The sequence below is a fragment of the Paenibacillus ihumii genome (assembly GCF_001403875.1).
In the GTDB taxonomy this organism is placed as follows: domain Bacteria; phylum Bacillota; class Bacilli; order Paenibacillales; family Paenibacillaceae; genus Fontibacillus; species Fontibacillus ihumii.
Map to the genome: position 1 here is coordinate 341,129 of NZ_LN884297.1, position 22,105 is coordinate 363,233.

18 protein-coding genes are annotated in these 22,105 nt (G+C 44.7%); 3 read left to right on the plus strand and 15 right to left on the minus strand.

From position 1 onward, the window contains the following. Nucleotides 1-53 precede the first annotated feature (53 nt). Complete coding sequence (locus BN2762_RS25785) at nucleotides 54-260, plus strand: helix-turn-helix domain-containing protein (RefSeq protein WP_074048563.1); 207 nt, start codon at nucleotides 54-56, stop codon at nucleotides 258-260. On the opposite strand, the gene BN2762_RS04280 is transcribed toward BN2762_RS25785, so the two are convergent. The 12 genes from BN2762_RS04280 to BN2762_RS04340 form a co-directional block, all read right to left on the minus strand. Further along, a complete protein-coding gene (locus BN2762_RS04280) occupies nucleotides 223-1,083 on the minus strand; it encodes a hypothetical protein (protein ID WP_055105784.1) in 861 nt (286 codons plus the stop codon). The two genes, BN2762_RS25785 and BN2762_RS04280, sit on opposite strands and share 38 nt — an antisense overlap. Before the next feature lie 470 nt (nucleotides 1,084-1,553). After that, nucleotides 1,554-1,988, minus strand: coding sequence for an SMI1/KNR4 family protein (locus BN2762_RS04285; RefSeq protein WP_055105785.1), 435 nt, complete (start codon nucleotides 1,986-1,988; stop codon nucleotides 1,554-1,556). A gap of 9 nt (nucleotides 1,989-1,997) precedes the next feature. Further along, the gene (locus BN2762_RS04290) at nucleotides 1,998-6,698 is read right to left on the minus strand and encodes an RHS repeat-associated core domain-containing protein (protein ID WP_222861016.1); all 4,701 of its coding nucleotides are present in this window, start codon (nucleotides 6,696-6,698) and stop codon (nucleotides 1,998-2,000) included. A 114-nt stretch (nucleotides 6,699-6,812) separates the two neighbouring features. Then, nucleotides 6,813-7,151 carry a WXG100 family type VII secretion target gene (locus BN2762_RS04295; RefSeq protein WP_055105787.1) on the minus strand — a complete coding sequence of 113 codons (339 nt, stop codon included), beginning with the start codon at nucleotides 7,149-7,151 and terminating at the stop codon, nucleotides 6,813-6,815. Nucleotides 7,152-7,163: 12 nt separating this feature from the next. Then, entirely contained in the window at nucleotides 7,164-7,442 is a 279-nt protein-coding gene (locus BN2762_RS04300; RefSeq protein ID WP_055105788.1) for a WXG100 family type VII secretion target, read from the minus strand. A gap of 2 nt (nucleotides 7,443-7,444) precedes the next feature. After that, nucleotides 7,445-8,245, minus strand: coding sequence for a hypothetical protein (locus BN2762_RS04305; protein ID WP_055105789.1), 801 nt, complete (start codon nucleotides 8,243-8,245; stop codon nucleotides 7,445-7,447). Nucleotides 8,246-8,264: 19 nt separating this feature from the next. Next, a complete protein-coding gene (locus tag BN2762_RS04310) occupies nucleotides 8,265-9,569 on the minus strand; it encodes a protein kinase domain-containing protein (RefSeq protein ID WP_055105790.1) in 1,305 nt (434 codons plus the stop codon). A gap of 83 nt (nucleotides 9,570-9,652) precedes the next feature. After that, nucleotides 9,653-9,979, minus strand: a complete 327-nt coding sequence (locus BN2762_RS04315; RefSeq protein WP_055105791.1) for a hypothetical protein — start codon at nucleotides 9,977-9,979, stop codon at nucleotides 9,653-9,655. A gap of 14 nt (nucleotides 9,980-9,993) precedes the next feature. Further along, nucleotides 9,994-10,746 carry a vWA domain-containing protein gene (locus BN2762_RS04320; RefSeq protein WP_055105792.1) on the minus strand — a complete coding sequence of 251 codons (753 nt, stop codon included), beginning with the start codon at nucleotides 10,744-10,746 and terminating at the stop codon, nucleotides 9,994-9,996. A gap of 94 nt (nucleotides 10,747-10,840) precedes the next feature. Beyond that, nucleotides 10,841-11,113, minus strand: a complete 273-nt coding sequence (locus BN2762_RS04325) for a WXG100 family type VII secretion target (protein ID WP_055105793.1) — start codon at nucleotides 11,111-11,113, stop codon at nucleotides 10,841-10,843. 93 nt (nucleotides 11,114-11,206) lie between these two features. Continuing rightward, nucleotides 11,207-15,214 carry a type VII secretion protein EssC gene (gene essC / locus BN2762_RS04330; RefSeq protein ID WP_074048564.1) on the minus strand — a complete coding sequence of 1,336 codons (4,008 nt, stop codon included), beginning with the start codon at nucleotides 15,212-15,214 and terminating at the stop codon, nucleotides 11,207-11,209. A 681-nt stretch (nucleotides 15,215-15,895) separates the two neighbouring features. Then, nucleotides 15,896-16,270 (minus strand): hypothetical protein, encoded by a 375-nt coding sequence (locus BN2762_RS04340; protein ID WP_055105796.1) that lies wholly within the window; start codon nucleotides 16,268-16,270, stop codon nucleotides 15,896-15,898. Between the two features lie 85 nt (nucleotides 16,271-16,355). Between BN2762_RS04340 and BN2762_RS04345 the strand changes: the two genes are divergently transcribed. Both BN2762_RS04345 and BN2762_RS04350 read left to right on the plus strand, forming a co-directional pair. Continuing rightward, entirely contained in the window at nucleotides 16,356-17,669 is a 1,314-nt protein-coding gene (locus BN2762_RS04345) for a lipase family protein (RefSeq protein WP_055105797.1), read from the plus strand. Nucleotides 17,670-17,699: 30 nt separating this feature from the next. Next, nucleotides 17,700-17,975, plus strand: coding sequence for a hypothetical protein (locus BN2762_RS04350; RefSeq protein WP_055105798.1), 276 nt, complete (start codon nucleotides 17,700-17,702; stop codon nucleotides 17,973-17,975). 60 nt (nucleotides 17,976-18,035) lie between these two features. Here BN2762_RS04350 and BN2762_RS04355 read toward each other — a convergent pair whose 3' ends face one another. The 3 genes from BN2762_RS04355 to BN2762_RS04365 all read right to left on the minus strand — a co-directional run bounded on the left by BN2762_RS04355 (nucleotide 18,036) and on the right by BN2762_RS04365 (nucleotide 22,104). After that, nucleotides 18,036-18,335, minus strand: a complete 300-nt coding sequence (locus tag BN2762_RS04355; RefSeq protein WP_222861017.1) for a hypothetical protein — start codon at nucleotides 18,333-18,335, stop codon at nucleotides 18,036-18,038. Nucleotides 18,336-18,438: 103 nt separating this feature from the next. Beyond that, nucleotides 18,439-18,765, minus strand: a complete 327-nt coding sequence (locus tag BN2762_RS04360) for a hypothetical protein (RefSeq protein WP_055105800.1) — start codon at nucleotides 18,763-18,765, stop codon at nucleotides 18,439-18,441. Nucleotides 18,766-18,945: 180 nt separating this feature from the next. Further along, nucleotides 18,946-22,104 (minus strand): DUF5704 domain-containing protein, encoded by a 3,159-nt coding sequence (locus BN2762_RS04365; RefSeq protein ID WP_074048565.1) that lies wholly within the window; start codon nucleotides 22,102-22,104, stop codon nucleotides 18,946-18,948. Between the last annotated feature and the right edge of the window lies 1 nt (nucleotide 22,105).

Consider the following 22,105-nt stretch of genomic DNA (forward strand, 5'->3'; position numbering starts at 1 on the left):
TGAAAGAAATCCACATTATTTCGTAACGGCATTGCGTTATGGAGGGGAATACTATGCCAATTCGGTTAAGATTAAAGGAAATCCTCGAAGCACAAGGTATCAGCCAACGTGAACTTGCACGTAGGATGAACATAAGACCAAGTACGGTCAGTCATCTTTGCTCCGATAAAGTTAATGCGGCATATTTCGATACGTTAGAACAGATATGCCGTACACTTAATATCAGCTTGAACGAACTTCTAGTATTGGAAGATGACTAACCTTACCGGATAGAATGGCACAGGGGAGTATTATCGCTTCCTGCCATTGTTCCGCCGCTACTTCATTCAGGTCAATAACATCCTGCGTTTTCATCTGTTCCTGAATTTGCTTCCGGTAGTAAGGAGTAGTATCCTGCGGTAGAAGTTCTCCTTGCTGAATCTCCTGAACTAACCGCCCCACCTTCGGGGCAAACTTAGAAAAGTCCGTAAGCACAGCACATAGATACTTATTGTTAAACTGCGGCGGATACTGAACCAATGAAGCAAGCGGTATCTTCCCCTTTGGAGCATATACAATTTCCATCCTCGTTTGCTCCTCTTGTATTTTCAACCGCCTTGTCTCCGACAACTGACGCTTCTTGTCATACACCCGACAATAGCCATCCTCCTGACGCTGATGTTTGCCGTTGTAATAACGTGTTCCTTTGAACAGTCGTAGCTTGCGACCCTTCGTTGACATTGTAAATAGGTCATTGATGGGAACAGGAATGTCGAAAGCAACATCACAACGCACAAACAAGATTTCATTGGCATAGTCTCGGATTTGTTCAAGCCAGTACCGGAAGTAAACAAGCGACTTCGGATAGGCTTCAATCCTCAGCGTATTCTTACGAGTTTTCGGAGCAAAGACCAACTTGTAGGAGATATGAAGGAAGTGTTCCCCCGTTTTGATTCTGATACGGTATTGAAATCCTCTATCCCCTACTGCCATCCTGACCCCGTAATAGTGACAGATGCGTTTATGGAACTCATTGAAGAAGTCCCAATAAACGTCTGTAAAGTCAATGACAATGCGGTCGATGGATACAGTGACCCCTTTCATGTGCCGCCCCCTCCCGAATTTTTTGATGAATTTCGGGCTTAATTAGAGGGCAGGTGGCTAGCCTTTAACACATAACCTTCCCGTTGTAAAATTTTCAGTTCAGTCCTGACAATATAGTTGTCGGACTATCCAGTGGATTAGTTGCGATGTTCCCGACACTATATCCATCGGGGTATCTATTCGCAAAGTTGCGATTGATTTGAAAAACCTTTGAGAAAACGAAGATAACAAAAAACAGGTCAATCATGGTGGTATCTGACCATAATCGACCTGTTCATCGTAACGGTATTGCGTTATTTAGGGTATAAAATTCAAGCATTTATTGTGCGTACAAATGAAATGGAGAAATCTTTGTAACGGTATTACATGGGTTAGATGTGTTATTGGTTGAATGATGCGTTTATTCGTCAATGGGTAGCCCCACCAAAAAATAAAGGCTCAATAGTTTGAACCCTTAAGACCTCTCTACTCTATCCAAGAAATTCTGGCAACCCTTCTAACCATTCCGTAAAACTATTTGAGTATTTCTCCACTCGGCAGTCTTCATGATAGAAGTAAAAAACAGGTGAGTTAGGACACTCTCTAGAATTAAGACAGAAGTAATCACCGTTGCCGATACTGTAAAATGGAATAAAATCAGCATTCCATCTTCCCAGATTCATTTCATAATTATAGGTAAACTCAATGGTATCGTTACCGTTTGTCGTCCCCGTAGAAACATTGAGTATGTCACCAGGAAATGAATACTTCGCCATTAATTCAATGAAATAGCGAAATTCCTCATTAAAACTGCAATTGAATTTTACTTCGAGTTGTTTCCAATCACTTGGAGAAGGTGGGTCAAGTTGACCCACTTCTTCGTCCAAAATATTTTTTAACAAATTATCAATTTCTTCTTTTTTCATACCTACCTCCTAAATACCCTCGCCAGGTAACATATATTCATTACCTCTTTGTTTGTAATGTTCCCTAATTTCCTTCGCACGTTGAGCAGGTGTCAGATTAGATGGTCCTTGGTGTCTAGTATGATTACCTGCCCCACGATGAACTCTCTGCTCCAACTCATCCAGTATACCACCATTTTGTACAGGGATTTGTTGTCTATGATGTGCTTCAATGTTCCTATCACCGTGAGTAGCTTTTGTTGTCGGACCTTTTCCCTGACGCATTCTGATGACTTCTTCAAAAGTTGTAGGCTCATATCTTACGGGTGGCACTGACATGGATGGGTCTGGATTTGGATAATTGGAAGGACTAAGATTACCCGTCCCCTCACCCTTACCCCCACCCGAACATTGCTGCTTCATCAATCCCAGAGGATCAATGTAGCGAACTGGGTCGCCGTTTACGTAGGCATAGCGGTTAAAGGTTTGGCCATCCTGCAGGTCTCCGCGGATAACGTCGCGGTTAAGGAAGCGTTTTAGCACCGGATGGTAGTAACGGGCACGCATGTAATACAGCCCGTTCGGGTCTGTCATGACTCCGTCTCTTCCATTATACTGGAAGGGCTGACGAGTGTCTCCTTCGTGGCTTTCAATCTTGCCATATGGATCATAAGTATAGCGATCTCTTACCCGGCCTTGTTCATCGGTCAGCAGCGTCGTGCTTCCGCGAAGATCGCTGTGATAGCTCAAGTAATTCCCGGCTTCATCCTCCCGGCCAATCAGGCCATGACCATATACATAGAAGGCCTTTGGAGTCCCATCCTCATGAAGCTCCATAAGCACTTGACTTAGCTCGGTACGATCGTCGATGACATAACGGGTGGTTGTCCCTCTCCAGGTTAGGGAAATTCGGTCGCCCCTCCAGTTATATCGATATCTCGCTTTGCCTGCTGTGCACAATCGGTTGCGGACATCATATTCGTAGGCTTCCATGATTTCACCGTCGGTCATATAGAGCAGATTGCCATCCCGATCCATCTCAACAGGGAAGATTCCAACCTTAGCAAGTCGATTATCTGAGCCGTAGGACATGTTCAATTTGGCATCAGATGAACTATCGCCGCTTTCGGTAATATTTCCACCTAAGTCATAGGTGTAATGGAATCGGCGTCCCGGCCACGATCCGCTGCTTAATCTTCGAAGGTTATCATAGGTATACTGCCTTTCATCCTCCATTACGATTTGGCCGATTTCATTATAGACATATCGAAGATCCTGCAGCATCACGCCATGGGCTGTTGCATCCTTTATGCGAAGAAGCTGGCCTGCCGCATCGTAACTTCGATGTTCAGTGCTTCCGTTAGGACGTACAGTATTTATAACACGTCCGTTGGCGTCATATTTATACCGGGTTAGACGACCGCGCCAGTCCTTGACCTCACATAGTTCACCTGCGGCGTTGTAGCGGTATTCCACTATTTTTCCGTCTGGATAAGTCAAATGAGTCAGCTGTCCCAGGGCATCATAGCTATAACGAATCCGATGGCCCCATGGATCGCGGGATTCGATCAATCTCCCCATCAAATCATAGCTTCGCTCGGCCCGATCGCTGCCTTCAACGGCAGATATCACTCGTCCGTCCAAATCATATTCTAGCGAGATTTGACCGGCTTCATCTTTAACCTCTACGACCTGTCCAGCAGCATCATAATGATATTCCGTGTTCTGACCTCTTGCATTGCTGCGGCATATGAGCCACCCTCGCTCATCATAGCTATTGACCAGGCTCATTTCAGCAGCATTCTTCTCTTCAACCAGCAGCCCTGTCTGATCATAGCGAAGCATCGTGCGATTCCCGTTGGAATCCGTATAAGATGCCAAGCGATCCATGGCATCAAAGGATTGCTCATAGCGGGCTGTATGTTCCTCTATCACCGCACTGACCCGATGAGCTGCATCATAAACAAGCTCTATCTGACGTCCAAGAGCGTCCTTCTCCTCAATCAGCTGGCGCAGAGCATTAAATCGTCGATGCGTCGTGTGCCCCAGAGCATTGGTTACAGCTATAGGGTTTCCATTCATATCATAGGTTAAAGCTTGGATCTGCTGTCCTTCCGCATCGACCACAGACAATAATCTGCCCGCTTTGTCATACGTATAAGCCAATTCACGGCCTAACGGATCGGTAACCGTCGACAATCGGCCAACGCTGTCGTAAACAAGCCGTGTTGTGGCTCCAATGGAGTTCGTATGTTCTACAAGGCGCCCTTCATTATCGTATGTATATCTGTCCGTATGCCCCAAGGCATCCTCAGTCGACTCCATCTGTCCGGCGGCATTATAGGTATATTTAATGGTCGCTCCGGATGGCTTCTTCTCTTCAATCAAATGGTCATTGGCATCATAAGCAAAGCTCCAAGCTCTGCCGATCGGATCGGTCACCATTACCAAATTATCATTGGCATCGTATAGTCGTTTGGTTTGACCTCCCAGCGGGTCCCGAATGTCATTCACTCGTCCCGCGTCGTCATGAGCAACTGTAAATATTCTTCCCTCAGCATCTTCTATTCCCGACAGCTCTCCAGTATCCTGGTAGTGATATTTCGTGACAGCTCCAGAGAAGTCCTGATAAGCAATTCGAAGCCCCTTCGAATCGTAAGTATATTTGCTGACAGTGCTGTCCGGGCGAGTAACCGAAAGCAAACGGTCCTGCTCGTCATACTCATAACTCGTAACCCCGCCTAATGCATCAATCTCCTGTACAACGAGGTGCTTGCTATTATAAGTGTATGAAGTACGGCTGCCTGAGGGGTCGATGATTGCGATGAGACGACCTTGCTGGTCATACTCTTTGGTTGTCTTCTCACCCATCGCATTTATCCGTGCCGTCTCTTGTCCCCATTCATTATAAGTATATTCACGCTTGGTTCCATCTGGTTCTGTGATCTCAATTAATAAATGGTTTGCATCATGAACAAATTGTCGTTCTTGCCCCAAAGCATCGATCAAGGTCGTAATGGTATAACCCGGCTTGCTGTCAGTATCATAGCTCAAACGGGAAATGGCTCCTCTGCTATCCTCTTGAGCGATGATCCGATGCTCTGAATCAAATGTATTAACGAACTGAATTTCTCCAGCAACCATTAAAGAGACAATCCGCCCATCTTTATCATAAGTCAACTGGGAGCAGTGCCCATTAGGATCGAGAAACTGTATTAAATGGCGAGACTCATTATAAGTAAACTCAATTGCCCTGGCATTATCATACACACGCTCTAGCAAACCTTTGTTATCGTACAGAAAGTTCAATGCCCTGCCAGTAACAGCATCTTTCAAGCTAATAAGGCGTCCTTCATCATACAAGGCTTGGAGCAGAAAACCATCACGGTTGCGATGCCGCTCGAACCTTCCATCATGGTTAAAATAAAAACTCTCCCGATCTCTGGTTCGCAATTCATAGCCCTTATCCGTTAAATGCAGTTCATTCCATTTGGAGTCGATATCTCCGCCCCGGAATACTCCGTCAGCTTCCTGATAGAACACATTGTAATGGCTCGCATTGCGCCAGACGGTTATAGCTCTCCTGGTATCCGTACCTTGCGGGCTCGTCTCCTCCAATTTCATAGCATAATTGTGCGTCCAGGCAATTCCAAGCTCGCTGTCCTGGAGCAGACCTGAATGGTAATACAGCTCAAACTGCCATATCCCCGCACCATACAGCTTAAGAGCAGGGTGAACAATAAATTGCTGTCCTGTTGCAGTATGAATGGGATCCCCCACACAGCTCTCCGTATTACGATTGCTGTTATTCATCGTTGAACTATCCGTTTTAGACTTGGAGGCAGATGTACCTCCACCCCCGCCGTGTTGTCCCGCTTCGAGAGAATTCGAGCCTCCTTTCATACTCGTTGGGGCCTCTTTAGCCGCCGCAGCTGTTTTGTTTCCTCTGCTCGCTAGCGCAGCTGCTGTTGCAGCTGTTCCACCAGTTCCTGCTCCGATGGCTGCAGCTATCGCTTGATCTGATCCCTTCAGAGCATCTGTATTCTTTGCTGCACGATCCATCCCTTTCATACTGTCTTCAGCTGCAGAGACCTGTTTAGCTGACGTCAACTCCTCGGCAGTGTTAGCCGCACGATCACCTGTTTTACCAGCTTGGGAGACGCTGTCGCTGCGATGGATCGCCGATGCAACCTCGTCGCCGCCCTTGACATGGCCAGCGGCGTCTGTCGCTTGCTTAACAGCGGCTTTCGCCTCGGCAGCCGCATCCACTGCCCGTTCGCCTTGCTTCACGGCATCTGCAACCGTATCGCTGTTTCGGGCAACAACACGAATTCCATCCACGGCCTCATCGGCAAACTTAACTAATTTCGCCGTATTTCGAGCGCCTTTTCCTAAAGGCCCTAGAACGGCTAACCCCCTCTCCCAAGGAGCCAGCTTCTCACCTGTAATTAGATCTCTCCCGATTACGGCTTCAATAATACCTTTGGCATTACCCACAATCGGTACAAAATCCAATGCCATGCTTGCAGCAGTCTTGATGAATTTCCACACTTTACTCTCTTTGAAAGGACGCCCCTTGCCGTCTGCTTCACCAAACTGCTCGCCCTTGGTAATAGACTGTCGTGAGAGTTCTTCAAGCTCGCGCCTTATCTCCGTAATCCTCTGATCAATTTGCCGGAAAGTACTATCGACGTCAGACCGGCTCCGGCTCTCAAGAGTAAGCCTGCTCATAGCTCGCTGAAGGCTTGACTGCATGCTTTCCAGTTCATTAGCAGCTCTCTTCAACTCTCGGCCTGTTTGATTCAGGCTCGGAATTTCCACCTCTATTCTCAAGCTGCTCCCCCCTTATTTCATTCGGCTTGCATTTGCACGGGCAATCGCCGCTTCACGCTCACGCCTAGCCTGTTCTTCTCTTCGGCGATCTTCTTCCATATCCGCCTGGCGAAAGGCTTCAGCGATCCGTTCAAGTGAATTTGCAAATCCGTCCATTTGAGACGCTGTTCGCCCTAGCTTCAGGTGAGTCTCACGAAATCCCTGTATGAAGCGCTGATAGGCCTGGCCCTTCCAGTTCATCGAGGATACCCGTTCGTTCAGACCCCGCGCTTCATTATTTAATAGCTGGCTGCCTGATCTGACTTGTTGGGCTATTCTCTGGAGTTCATAGACATCAGCACGAATCGGCATTGGCCACTCCTCCTAATATGTATTCATATCAACTTGCCTGAATCTCTCGGCGATTGCATTCAACTCATCTCCAACGTCTCTCAGCAAGGTAGACACGCTCTCTAGTTGCTTATGTGCATCCTGATAGGATGAATAGAAGCGCTCTCTTGAATTTCCTTCCCAGTCACCGCCTAAACCATCAATTAACGCTTTTAATTCCTTGGACATATTTAAATTTTGCTCACTGCAGGCAAGGAATCGATCGCCAATTTTTTTAATTTGCTCCGGTTCAATCTTGATGCGTTTTGCCATGCTTATCCTCCTCCCTCAACTTCAACGCCCAGATCGAAGTTAGCTCCAAAACGATTCAAACCATCCAGAATAACTTCAGGGTTATAAGCCTGAATATTAATATCTTCGTTGCTGATTTCCGAAACCAGGTACAGCTCCTGCTCGTTCTGCACATAATGATAGCTTTCGGTGTACCATTTATACTCCTGTCTATTCCAAAACACCATAGATCCCGAGCGCTCCGCATTTTCAAATGCAGCAACAAGCGGCTGCAGCTCATCTTCCGGACACTCCTTCTCTTCTAAGAGTGCTGCTCTTTCCTTGGATGTCATAGCGCTCCACTTGTTCCAGCTGCAATCATTCAACTGCAGCTCGCATTGCCTCTCTGACCGCAAGGTTAGCGGAAAAAAACGGAACAGCCATTCAAAAGAAATTTCCGCATTGGCTACCGGACTAAGAACAATACTGCCCTTTTCGTCAACCATCATCTCGACGACCAGATTCGGCATAAAATATAAGAATGCGTCATAGCTTCCAGAGCCGGCAATAAACTTCTTGACCTGAACGGCGTCCGATGCTCCGCAGACGGCAATACAGATTCCAAGCACATCTTCTATTTCATATGCTGCAGAAGCATTGCCCTGGATAAGATATCCTTTGGATATTAACCCCGGCCTGATTTGATCAAATTGCTCTTCGATTTCGTCAACCAAATAGCCGCGAAAAGGATCCTCAAACCCAGCAACTCCTTGAAGCCCCAGCATTTCAGTCAGAAAGAAGAACTCTTGCGATGTAAGTCGGTAGACCGCTTCATTCTGTGACAACTCATCACGATCCTTTCCCCTAAATATTCTTGAAGATATAAATTGTCAGTGAAATTAGGATAAACACCACAGATAGAATTAAAGTAACCATCCACACATTGCGATACAGGTTCTCAGGCTCAGTAATCTGTTCCTTCCGCAACATGTCCCTTACTTTCAAGGTATCTTTGACCTCTGCCTCTAGAGACTCATCAATGGATTGCTGTACTGATGACATTACCATTTCGATTTCTCTGCGCAAGGAAGAGGCTTCGGGAAAATAAGAAATCAATTTGCCATATTCCCATAAAGCTGCCGTTAATTGCCCCCTTCCTTCAAGCTCTCTTGCCTTTTGAAGCGATTCCTTCAGCTTATCGTCGGGGAATGGATTAACTTGAATCGCTTCGAGCTTTTCCGAGCCTTGGACTTCATCAACCACATCCTCCCTCGGTTCTTCTACGGGCTGATCGAGCTCTACTACAGAGTCAATAGAAGAAAGAGCAATTAGCCATTCGCCAAACGAAGGGCACTGCTGAAGCTGCTCCGACCGCCAAAGCCTAACGAATAACCCAGCGGCCTCATAGCCATACAGCTTCTCTATGGTCTGCTGCATAAGTTCGAATCGATTGCATTCTTGCTGAAGCTCGTCAGGATCGAAATAGCTGTCTCCCCAGCTAAGATTTCTAATTTCCGGGCTTGACCAAGCTAACATTTCTGCAATGAGGATTCCTCCGGCAAAACGGTCACTATCCGGCCCCCACACCAAATCCTTCCGGACATACTGAGCCATATACCCGTTAATCCCCTCAGGCAAATGATCAGGCTCCTCAATCCCGGCCATATACAAGTCTTCCAGGTCCAGAAGCTCGATGCGAACCTCGCTCAGATCCTCCGCCTGATAGCCAGAAATCATTAGGTTTGACGAAGATAAATCCGTATGGGCAAGACCTTGCTGCTCCATGCCTGCAAGAATTTCGGCTAGCGCTACTGCCAAATGTCTGCATTGCTCTTCCTGTAATTCTCTTCTCTCCTGAATAACTTCACACCATGTATCCCCATCGATCCAAGGCATGATTACGCTGTATAATAGTTCAGGATATTGGCTTAGCAGCTCCATCTCCAGCTGGGGGCTCAGCACTTGTCTATCGCATACACGAAGGCCCCGGAAGCCGGATATGCCGAGCATCTTCTCCGAAGTTCTAATTAAGGAAGGGTGTCTAAAGGAAGGCCGAAAGACCTTCATAGCCACATCTTGACCGCCGTCCTCACTCAGGAGTTTATATACGGTGCCTTGTCTTCCTTCCTGACCATAAGGAACCCCGGGAAAAGTCGGGTGTTCTGCCATGCTGAATACTCTCTCTCTTATATGGAGCTTCAAATTTATTTCGGGTCTAAACACAAGGATTACTCCCTTTATAGTTATAAATGCTAGAACAACGATATTTTATCGCTCTTCATCATGTCCTGGGCTTCCGAGGCCGTTGAGAAGGACTCTACTTTCTCTAATCTTAAATAGTATCCTTCCAACACCTTTAGTTCGCTCAAGGTACTATTTCCAGATACCTTTTGCCATTGCTGGCTCCCGTCGCTGATTAGGAAATCCAACTGATCTAAGTTGTAATTCAGGGGCGCTCCCTGGCTGATCCCACGCAGTATAGGATCTACCAGCTCTATTAACGGCACATGGCTAGGCAAATCCAAATCCTTCGTTTCACCGGTGGAATCTATAATTACTGTCATTATCGTTCGATCCATAAACTCACCTTTTGTTATTTAATTGGTGTTGAAGCAGACATTTGAAAACCTAAGGCTATAAGGTCAGCACTTGTTCCTGGAAGCATCATTAATGCCCCTTTCTGGATAGAGTAAGCTGACTCCGTCATAAGTTCCCGATAGCTCTCAGGAATAACAGAAGACATTCTCTTTAACTTCTCCGAATATAGATCTGGCGTGAACGTGTCTGGCATAATGCCCTTCCATGTCTTGACGTCCTTTACTTTATCTTGGACAGCCTCATCGGTCATAAAGATATTCTCTATCAATACATTCCCGTCTGGAACCGACATGTCCATAATTCGGCGGGCAATTGGCTCCGGATCCTCACCGGTGTAAACGCCGTCCGTCATATGGCAAATAACAGGCGCGGGGCAATGTGTCATATGAGGAAGCTCCGAAAGGAGAATTTTCTCGGCCTGCCTGAAGGCTTTGGCTGTATCTGTGAAGCGTTTTGGATACAATTGCGGCAAATTCCCACGGTTGGCAATACGATCAATAGATTTCACTCCATCAAGCAAATCGTAGACCTCATCACTATAGGCCAAAATAGAAATACGATATCGTGGCGATAGCGATGTGCCTTTCGTCGAACGATATACGATTTGTCGGATCGCCGTTTTCAAGGCCTCGTTAATGATGTCCATTCGTCTGCGGCCTTCAAATTCCAGCGTCATAGAACCGCTGATATCCAGCAGGTAGATGATTAGTGCGGGGGTGTTCTCGGTGGCCCGGACTTGATAATTCACGTTGAATTTCTCCTCATTATTTATTCCTTGATACATCAAAGGCCAGGCCAGTAATAAGTCATTACTTAGCCTAGCCCTTAACCAATTTTCCCTGCTAACCTTGTTGGTCTGCTTGTCTAAAGCGATCTGCAATATTTTTGAGCTCTGTCGATACGTCTGTCAGCATTTGTATGTATGTCAGCATATTTTTCTTATCTGTCTCATATCTTTGGAAGAAGCGCTGCTGCGTCATCCCGTCCCATTGACCCTGCATAGATTGAATCGCCGAGTTCAATCGGTCCGACAGATCCTTGCTAGAGTTAGCCCCATTCTGAAATTGTGCTGCAATTCTATCTAATTCCTCTGGTGTAATTAAAATACGTGACATAGATATTCCTCCTAATATAGAAAATGTTAACAAACTAATATAATAGTACTAAAAAAACCGTTTCCCTTCAATACATTTTCTTACATTTTCGAGCTAAACAAGACTATTTTCCCAAGACTTATTTACCTCTCTAATCTGATCCTCGAGCAAATTAATTCCATGGCCAAACGAATGTACAGCTTTAATCCGCTCTATCTTTCTTCTAATATAGTATCCTTCTCCTGCTGGAAGAATTTTATTGCTTTGCTCATATGGAATCTTAATATTGAACAATTGAGCATCAGAAATGTCGGTTGTGCCAAGAAGCCACCCAACCTGGGAGGATTTAATCTCTTTCATCCATGAGTCCCAGTTTTGATGCAGGTCGCTTGCCTGCCCGGCAATAACGATCACCAAACCACTCTCCTGGCCGTAACGAGTCAGGTATTCCAAATGCTCTGTTACTGCGAAAGATCCCGAGATTCGTTTAGCCGTAACATCCGCATCATCCATTAGAAGCATAAGCTTAGGCTTGCCTTCAGACGAGGCTGGTTCCGAAAGTCGTTTTTCTACTTCATTTCGAATTGTCTGGAGCATCTCCTCCAGACTTCTATCGTCCGATGCATAGCCTCTTGTATGAGCTAATGACCTAAGTGCGCTTACCCCCGGAGATGAGCGTCTAAAATCACACAAATATAACTCAAGCTCCTCTGAATTGCGGTATTGCGATGCCATGATCCCAATTGTAGTAAGCAATGAAGTCTTTCCACCTTCCGCACGCCCGGCAATCGTAAAGAAAGGGCCATCAACAAGGTTCCAGACAAATGGCTTAAGATCATCTACTCTGAGGGCGATTGGAAACTGTTCGGAAGAGTACTCCGAGCTTCTTCCCCAGAATTCCTGCAAAGAAATCATTTCAGGCAAGGTTCGTACTGGGGACGGCTTATAGCCTTTCCAACTCTCATCCATAGTCTGAAAAATTTCTCTAAGCTTCTTGGCTCTAGCCGATTCGCTAGGTGCTTCCACCGAAAGCGCGGTCTGGAACTCAAAAGGCGGCAGGGCTCCTTTAACAAAGCCGCGTCCTTCCGGCAGCTGCCCAGGAATACTGGATAGACGGCCGACCGTATAATGGTAATCCCCCGCATCAGATAGCTGAAAGGAAATGGCGTTGGGGAAATTGCTTCTAACTCGATCCGCAATATCCGATACCCGATTCACTGTAATCGCAAAATATATCCCAAGACTCGCGCCTTCCCGCATGATTACTTCTATTCTTTCGTGAGCTTTCTCAAACTGATTTTTAAAGCTTAGATATCCATCAATAACGACAAGAATCGCTGGCAATTTCTCTCCGGTATCGTCGCAATAAGCAAGCCTTGACTTAACCCCTGTTTCGGCAAATAATACTTTTCGATATCTGATCTGCTCCTCCAGCAATCCTATTAATCGCTCAATTTTCTCCTCTTGGTCATCCTGAATAACATCCCCCACATGAGGCAGCAGATGATAGTCCTTGAGCATGCGGCCAAAATCAAGCGCATATATATGGACATCCTCTGGAGTATTCCCCAATGCAAGGGCATAAAGGAACGTCTGAATGAACGTCGTTTTCCCTGTTCCCGGCATGCCATAAATAATCCAGTGCCCCGATTCGAGATCAATATGCAGCGGGAATTGTGTCTGATTGCCCACATCATCAACAAGACCTACTTTAGGGTTCAACAATGTACGAGTCTCAATCACTGCATCAGGCAAATCGTCCAAGACAAGCTCGGCTGGAAGCGGAGGAAGCCATGGTCCTGGCAAACGATGGATACCTTGACTCTCAGCCTCTTTGGCAATATATTGTGTCAGCACACTAAGCTGCTTCAGCTCGATCCCCCGTTCTTCCGCCCGTACTTGCGGAATAATTTCCAAGGGATCCACGAGCTTGCTGCGGCTGCCATCGAGCCTGATCTCGAAAATCTGATTATCGCTTTGCTTGGCATCCTCGCCTGGCCGGTAAGGCGCCCCGCTCCATGCAAATTGAACAGATTCAAACACTTCGTTGCTCCCAACCTGCAAATAGCCGCGTCCTGGGTTTGTAATATAAGCCGCATCAGGAATCTTAAGCATCTCTCGGCTGTCCCCTTCATCCTGAACCCTCAAACATATGCGATACCTGGAGTTGCTCCAAATCTTATCATCTACCACTCCTCCGGGCTTCTGCGTGGCCAAGAGCAAGTGAACCCCTAGCGTTCTTCCGATGGCGGCAATACTGACAAGCTCGCTCATGAATTCCGGCTGATCCTTTTTTAGCTGAGCAAATTCATCAATGACTATAAAGAGATGCGGCAGCGGTTCCCGCTCTCGCCACTCGGTTCGATAATATTCATCAATATGCTGCACATTCCCGGCGGAAACAAACAGTCTTTGCCTGCGCTTAAGCTCTGCCTTCAAGGAAACTTTGGAGCGTTCAATCAACCCTTCCTCTTCCAGATTGGTGATCGTCGCAATGACGTGAGGCAAATCCGCAAAGGTATTGGACATTCCGCCTCCTTTATAGTCAATCAGCATAAGAGCAACGTCATGCGGATGATAGTGCACGGCGAGCGAAGCGATCATCGATTGTATGACTTCACTCTTGCCGGAGCCTGTTGTGCCAGCCATTAATCCGTGCGGACCATGTCCCTTGCGCTCAATTTTATCGTGAAGATTCAGAATGACAGGCTTCTTCCCCCCTCGAACCCCGACGGGGAATGGAAGCGTATTCGGATACCGGTTCTGTTCCCACTTGCTTGATACATCGATTTCATGAACCACATCAACTTCGAATAGCTCAAATAAGGTCAGCACATTTACAATTTCATCTGCGGAATTGCTCTTAATACGATAAGGCGCAATGCCCCTGGCATAACTATCCACTTGGAACAATGTCATGCTGTCGGATTGAAACGGCTGAACATAGGGAACAGCATCCTTGGGTTTAGCATATGTATTATCCGAAGAGCCTCCTGTTACATTTGTAGAGCGCATAATTCCTTCTGTTCCCTTTAGCTCAACAACTAACTGACACTCCTTAGGCAGCAAATCTCTCCTCGACGCCAGCACCACGGTGCAGGCGCCAATATCGTCGGACTGTTTAAGAAGCAGAGGCAGTAAGGGCTCATGCTCTAGCATTTCTATATAAGATATGAAGCAGACATAGAAGGGCAGCGCCTCTCCCTTCTTTTCGCTCCATGAGCGTCTTTGAAGTATAGTGAATAGCTGCTCCAATAATTGTGGCTGATAGCTTCGCTCCTGAAAAATATAGCGTTTGCTTCTATTATCATCCCAAGTGTGAGGAAGCCACCGGAGCCAACTCCAATTTGGTGCTTGCAGTTGATTTAGAAAGGCGCTAATCTTCACTTCATCGGGTGCATGGTGGGTTGATATTTGAGTTATGACTGACCTGCAGAACATATTTAAGTCCTCTTCCTCGCCAACCAGACCGATCACACGATATTTATTCATATCCATAAGAGCCGGGACATTCGTAATCGTTGCGAAGCGTTCCGCTAGTTCCTCCGCCTTCTCCACTAACGGATCCTTATCCAGCCCTTCCTGCTTCGGGACATTGATTTCGAACCCGCTTGGTACAGTACCGATTCCTACCCGTATCTTCATAAAATCCGCATCCTGAGGGATTCTCTCCCAAATCGAGGAGCTTCTCTCCAGCATTAATTGGGTACAGAATTGTGGTTCAAGATGGGTTTGATGCCAATCGAGCACCAATTCGTTCTTCCAGTTCTGAAGCTTCTCCCGCTGCTCTTCCAAATGAGCTTCGTATTTCTGGGTTCGTCTCTTCAAATCTTTGCGATGCTTGCTCTTCTGCTGAATATGCACCAATACCGGAATGAAATAGGAAGCAACCATCGTACATAGTGAAACCATTTGGATAATAACGAATTGATTATTCCCTCTGCTATTGTAAAAAGCCATCATCGCCGTAGCCCCGGCAACCGTGACCATAATCGGAACCATAATGGATATCAGGTTCAACGACGGGGTCTGAGGAACCGATGGAGGGCGAACCAATTCTACAGGTTCCCTGGTCTGCTCTTTGATTATTCGCGGCGACCTTCGATAGAAGAAATATGACATAGACTAACCACTCACTTTCCTATACTCTTGCTGTTTTAAGCATGATAATAGAACCATTCCTAAATACCCGGTAAAAAGATAGAATATAGGCCGATTATACCATGTGGTTTTTGAAAAATTTGTCGATTATTGTTGAATGTTACTAATATTTTTATTTAATTCAAAATAAAAAAACCTCGCATTATTTGCAAGGTACTTGATTTTATATCTTAAGACCACCTATCTGCCTAATCGTCCAATTGGCTCTTGATCGAACTCGATTTCTAATCGGACGGCAATTCCGGTGTGTTACTTGAATCTTTATCTTCTACCCTCTGACTATTCATATATTCCTTTGGAATACCCGCACTGCTCACCTCGTATGTAATATAGCTTATAAATACATGTATCTCATCATCTTCCTTGCCTTCTATATGCCCTCTAAAAAAATAGTGCTGCTAACATAAGAAGGCATAATATCATACTCCGCAAAAACGACATCAACATTATAATTTTCCTTAAAATGCTTTAACGCTACCTGCTCTGCCTTTGCTCGAATTTCCTTTTCCCGCTTCAGTTCTTCCTTGCTCTTACAACCCCCTACTAGTACAATCAATATGAAAAAAAATACAATCAATAATATCCTCGGACTCTTCACATTATCACCTCTATCAATTTTCCAGTTGCTCCTGAGATTCTGATCTAATCAGACGGCAATTCCGATGTGTTACTTGAAGCTTCATCTTCTACCCTCTGACTATTCATATATTCCTTTGGAATACCCGCACTGCTTACCTCGTATGTAATATAGCTTATAAAAATGTCGATTTCTTTATCTTTTTCACCTTTTATATGTCCTTCAAAGTAGATAGTACTACTTATATAAGAAGGCATAATATCATACCTTGTAAATACCACATCAACATTATATTTTTCTTTAAAATGATTCACCCCCACCTGCTCCGCCTTTACTCGAATTTCCTCTTCCCGCTTCAGTTCTTCTTTACTTTTACAACCCCCTACTAGAAGAATTAATATAGAAAGACATACTATCAGGAATATCCTCATACCCTTCATTTTCTCATCCCTTCATTTATTTGGAATTTATAATATAATACTATTATACTATCAATTAATAATTAAGTATAAAGGAGGAGGAGCTTTGGCTTATATTAGTGATGAAGTATATAAAGAAATATCAGAAGCCTCATATAAAAAAACTAAAACTGTTCAACGTGATACCAAACTTCAAGGCTGGGAAGCCGTTGAACCAGAAGGAGCCGTTCTTCATGGCACTCGAGGATTTGATGCAACTGTATTCTACAATGAGAAGAACAATCAGGTTGTCATTGGCTTCCGCGGAACAGAGCCTCAATGGGGCGGCTTGGATCAGACTTTAAACCGACTTGGCGACTTTGACACAGACTTGAATGATATTGTTCGGGGAAGGTTCAAAGAACTAAAGAAGCAGCATGAGCCTAGCCTTAAAAATTTTTTATTATATTCTTTAGAGGCAGATATGAATTATAGAGCCAATCAGTTCTATCAAGCACAAAAATTGTATGATGCTGTAAAAAAGCAATATCCTACCGCCGAAATTACCTCTACCGGTCATTCATTAGGAGGAGCACTTACACAGTATGTCGCAGTAAACAATGGTATACAAGGGGTCACCTTCAGCGCTCCTAGTGTTACTAATTTGCTAACGGACGAACAACTTGAGAAACTCAATAACGGTGAATATGATAAACAAATCATAAATTACGTCCACCCTAGCGACTCCGTCGGTGCCGGAGCATTAGGGGAGTATAAACGCCATGTCGGCTCTACATACTATGTCAATTTAGACTTTCAATCTGCTAACGAAGCATATTACACTATAAAATATCCAACAATCATTGGGGGAAAAGTGTGGTATATACCCGGTCAGTGGGGACCTGGGCATTTTATGAGGGTAGCTTTTTCATTTATGGGTAGTGACGATCGGCTATCTTTTCATTCCCTAGAGAACTTCACTTTTGATTCCGATGGAAATATCAATAATACTCTAATAGATAGACTGACAGGCGAACCGATTCAAGGATCTCCGCGCTGGAATAACTATATCGACGCTATAGTCGCGTGGGAGAAATTAAGAAATGGCACTCTCGATATGTTTCAATCCTATTCCAACAAATTTTTCTCTAGCATCGCACTTCTAGCTGGATCAACCATTGAACTACAGCCCGAAGCTCTTAAAGAGGCCAGCAGCAAAATCAAACTTAATGTCCAGGAATTTCAACGAGAGCTTCCCGGAACTTTAAGAACGATTCAGAGTCTCCTCGGGTCAAGCCGCAGCCGTTCTCTTGAGCCCATTGTACATAACACCATTTCCGAATTGAACCAGTTCATCCGCTGGTATGCCACTACCGCAGACCGTATCGCTCAGTTCATTAATAAGAAAGCGGATGATTTCATTCAAGCGGATCGAGGCTAGCCCTTTTTAAGAACACAGGAGGTTATACATATGTCAGGAAAAATCCTTATAGAGCTTGATGAATTATTGCAAGCAGAACGAAAGCTAAATCAAGTGATGCAAAAGCTCCGACAAGATGAATTCTATTTAAGGAACGTCTATGGCCAGCTATACGGCTGGAAGGGAATGGCTGGAGACGAGATGCGTAAACAGATGAGCTCCTTCTTTAGTGATTTATCTACCTGGAATTCTCGGTTTGAGGCCCGAAGAGATGAGCTAATCCGCTATATTGAGCGCATGAGATATTTAGACGAATCCATGAAATAGAGAAGAATATAAGGATAGGTATTATTTGAACCTATCCTTTATGTTTTCCCTACCTTCGTTTTACTCTTTTTCATTCCCTGTAGACTCGAAATATTCCTCCGGCAAACCGGCACTGGTTACTTCATATGTCATATAATCTATAGAAACATCTACTTTTTTCTCTTCTTCTTCTGCAATATATCCTTTTAAAAATATTGTACTATTCACATATAGAGGTAAAATTTTATATCCCGTAAACACCACGTCTAAATTATAAGTATCCTTGAAATGCTTCAGCCCCACCTGCTCGGCCCTTGCTCGGATTTCCTCTTCTCGCTTCAACTCTTCTTTGCTCTTACAGCCTCCTACTATAAGAATCAATATAGAAAGAAATATGAGTAACAGCATTCTCCGACTCAATGTTCTCACCTGCCCTCATTTTTATTAGATCCTGTCTCTTATTTATTAATTATCTCTTGGTCGTCTAGTACTTCTTTTTAAATTCTTCTGCTATTCCCACTACAGACACTTCATCTGTCTGACGGTCTACAATAATATATACTGCCTGATCTTTCATACCTTCTACATGTCCATACAAGGTTATAGTATTACTTATGTAAGCTGGCATAATATCATACTCAGTAAAAACTACATTAACATCGTAATTTTCCTTGAAATAATTTTTGGCTACCTGCTCGGTTTTTATTCGAATCTGTTCTTCTTTTTGTAGTTCTTCCTTGCTCTTACAGCCTCCTACCACCACAATCAATATAAAAAGAAAAATTAACAGCAGCATTCGTTGCTTCTTCATATTCTCACCTTTTCATATATTTGGTACTTTATAACGCAATGATACCATTCTTTTGGGTGGTGATCATAAGCTGTGATTATAAAGCAACAATAGATCCTATCCTATAGACAAGATCTATTGTTCTCGTTCATCTTCTATTTTAGCTCATTAATAACCAGGACTAACTCTAACCCGGCCTTATTAATGCGGAACGGTAGAGTGGAAATCATCCCTTGAAGACTTGTTCGCATGATAGAACACCACATCACCTTGCTGCAATTGAAACGGGTAACCATACGAATCACGAACAATCTCCTGATACCCTTCTAATTCCCACTGACTTCCAGTGGGCTGCATAGCCGGAGCATGAATGTACTGAAGATGTGGATAATCCATGTCTCCATCCTGAATCGTCTCGATATTAAAATTCACGATAATGTATCCACTTTTCAGAAAAATAGGGGATTTATCGTTTAATCCGCCATTTTGCCTGCCCCATTCGGCGATGTTCACGTCTTTTTGCACTACATAAGGCGCTGCCGGCAGACTATATTCACCATACCATTTCTGAACGGATACATTCGTTCGTACACGATCAACCGAAGCCGGGATGGACTGTCCTAAATAGGTGGTTTTCGGCCCGATAAATGTCCGTAATTGCTCTGGCAGGACAAGCAGGCGGAACCAGCCTACAGGTGTTTTCTGCTGGGTATATTTATGAATGTACTTATCGATATACTGCGACTTACTAGCAGCGTCCAGCCCAGTTCCCCAGTAATGATCATACTTGTAACTAGCCGTATCGGTGAGTTCTGTAGCAGATACATTCCGCAGCCTGTGGTTTAGTATAACGTATCGCTCCACTTTATCGTCGGTGGATCCCACCTTGATAAAATTTTTCGTATTCGTATGATAGTAGAGATCTACAGGAACTCTCGTTCTTCCGTCATTTGTAACAAAATAGAACGTAGGCGTGATTCTCACACCGTCCAACTGATCCATCATATTGCCTTTGGTTTTAAAATCGAACTTAAAATGATAACCTGTCTTGATCGACACATTCTTATAAAACGGATGACTGCCAAGACGGATCGGCAGCGTATACCGCTGCGTATTTCCCCTGGGATTTCCATCAATGTCGTTCAGTTCAACCCAGTAGGCCGCCCCCGTGGGCGTCACGCTTCCTTTGGCTTCCCGAAAAACACTCTCCCAGTTGTAATCCGCAATGTCAGTAATCCGAAAATCATAGACTCGGCCAATCGCGTCTACCGGTACCGTGTCATACGCAATATGGTGCGTCAAATCCAGGTTTGCGTTCGTTTGATGACTCGCATCGTAAGGAGCATTATGTGCGATCGTCCGGAACTCTACGTCGTAGAATCCTTCGTCAACCCATACAGGCAGGAAGAAGGTAAAGGACTCCTGGGATTTCTCGACTTCAATCCACGTATTCTTCGGATAGAAGCGGGTTTGCGTTCCGTCATAGACATCAAAGGGGAAGCGCACCTGTTTGCTGCCAATGTATTTCAAATAATTGCGATAGCCGTATCCGAGATAATTCGTATGCTGTCCACTATTGGGCATTTCAATCGTAAACGGCCGGTCAAGAATGATTGCAGACCTTCTGGCAGCTGGCCTCGTTTTTTGATTATGCTCCCGGTCGTCGGAGACATCCGGATAAATAACTACTGGCGTATGAACCGTTACGTCATTAATGCCGTATATCGGGTAGTTTAGTTCAGCATATCCGTTGACCTGAACGTAATATATCGCTCCGCTGCTGGGCTGATACGCTTTATTCGTTTTGGTCATCGGAATAACATTTCCCGGGCTATATAGCACATTGTCCCCGATCATGGGAGCCATTGGGATAGGATACGGAATAGGGCCGCTTTCCTCCGTTTCCATTCCATCCATCAGGGTCTGACCATTTAACGTAAATGTATCATTGCTGACTCTGACACTAACCGCGTTGCGGGCCGCCTCCTCTGGATCACCGTCAAAGCTCACCTGAATATCCTCGGGTATCGGCGAAGGCTCATAGGCATGGGTCTCGGCTGTAGCATAATAAGGCTCATAATACCCGACAGGCCTAATGCGTATTCCATTTCCGTCAAAAGCATAATTCCACAAATCCGATTCTTCAATTTTATATACTTCTACCTGCTGGATCGTCCAAAATGAATATTCTTTATCCACGACTACCTGAACGACAGAACCTTCCGGCTCCTCCCCCGGATCTTCTCCTGGCTCGGGCGGCGGCGGCATAACCGTTACATTAACCGTAAAGGTGCATGTCCCGATCATTTCCTGATAATCATATAAGTGTAAATATTCTTTGGCCCACACATTACCATACAAGCTTTCCGTTGTCGGTATCCCATCAAGCACATTAAATGCTTCATTCCACCGGGAATCGGCCTTAATCACTGCACTGACATCAGGGTAAAAATCCTCCCCTGCCATCGTCTGCCCCGGCGAGGGCGTGGTACATTCAACACCAGGTGGTTTATCTTCGCTACCTTTTAACTTGTAATACATAAACAATGTATATTTTTCATGTGAACCGTTGTAAGTAAAAGAATCCGGATCTCGCTCAATTATATCTCCACCTGGATCGCCATCCATGGTAGTCTTTTTATACCCCACGTATTCATATCGATCATTTGTTGGTGGGATAAACTCATAATGAGTTCCTACAGTCATTTCTTCATTTAATCGCGGTGTAAACACATCGAGTGGGTGGCCGTTAACTGTAAAGTATTTGACGTTGAGTTGTGTTGCCAATTCGATTTTAAACAGAATAGGAAGGTAAATACGAAAGGCTTCCACATTAGGTGCACAAGTCGGACATAACTGATCTTTAATATCCTGCGGTCTTTCTGCATCTAATAACATATTTACTGTAATGGGAATAGTCGTCGTATCTGTTCCTATCCCTTGCTTAGAAAAAGGTTTAATATCTGAATCAGAAGTACCTATACTTATATGCTTTTCATAATCATTATAAGTATCAAAACGAGAATCGCTAAAATACACTTCAGGATCTCCAGTTGTATAAATACGAGCTTCAACATCTTTAATTTTGCGATTTGGAAACTGGAATCTATACGTGAAAGACGCCTCCCCACGCATTCCTTTGTTCGGCTGTCTTCCGCCATCTGTCCAGTTCCCCGCGCTATCCTTCCACATATCGTAGTAAAACATACCGACAAAATAGCGATAATTTCTATCTTTGTGGTATTTCAGAGGGGTAATATCTGTCGCTGCACTAACTTCATTTGTCCCGATGGGGATCAAAGAAGCTACAAGGATACCTACCAAAAATGATAATATAAAGCGCTTATTTTTTTTCTCCATG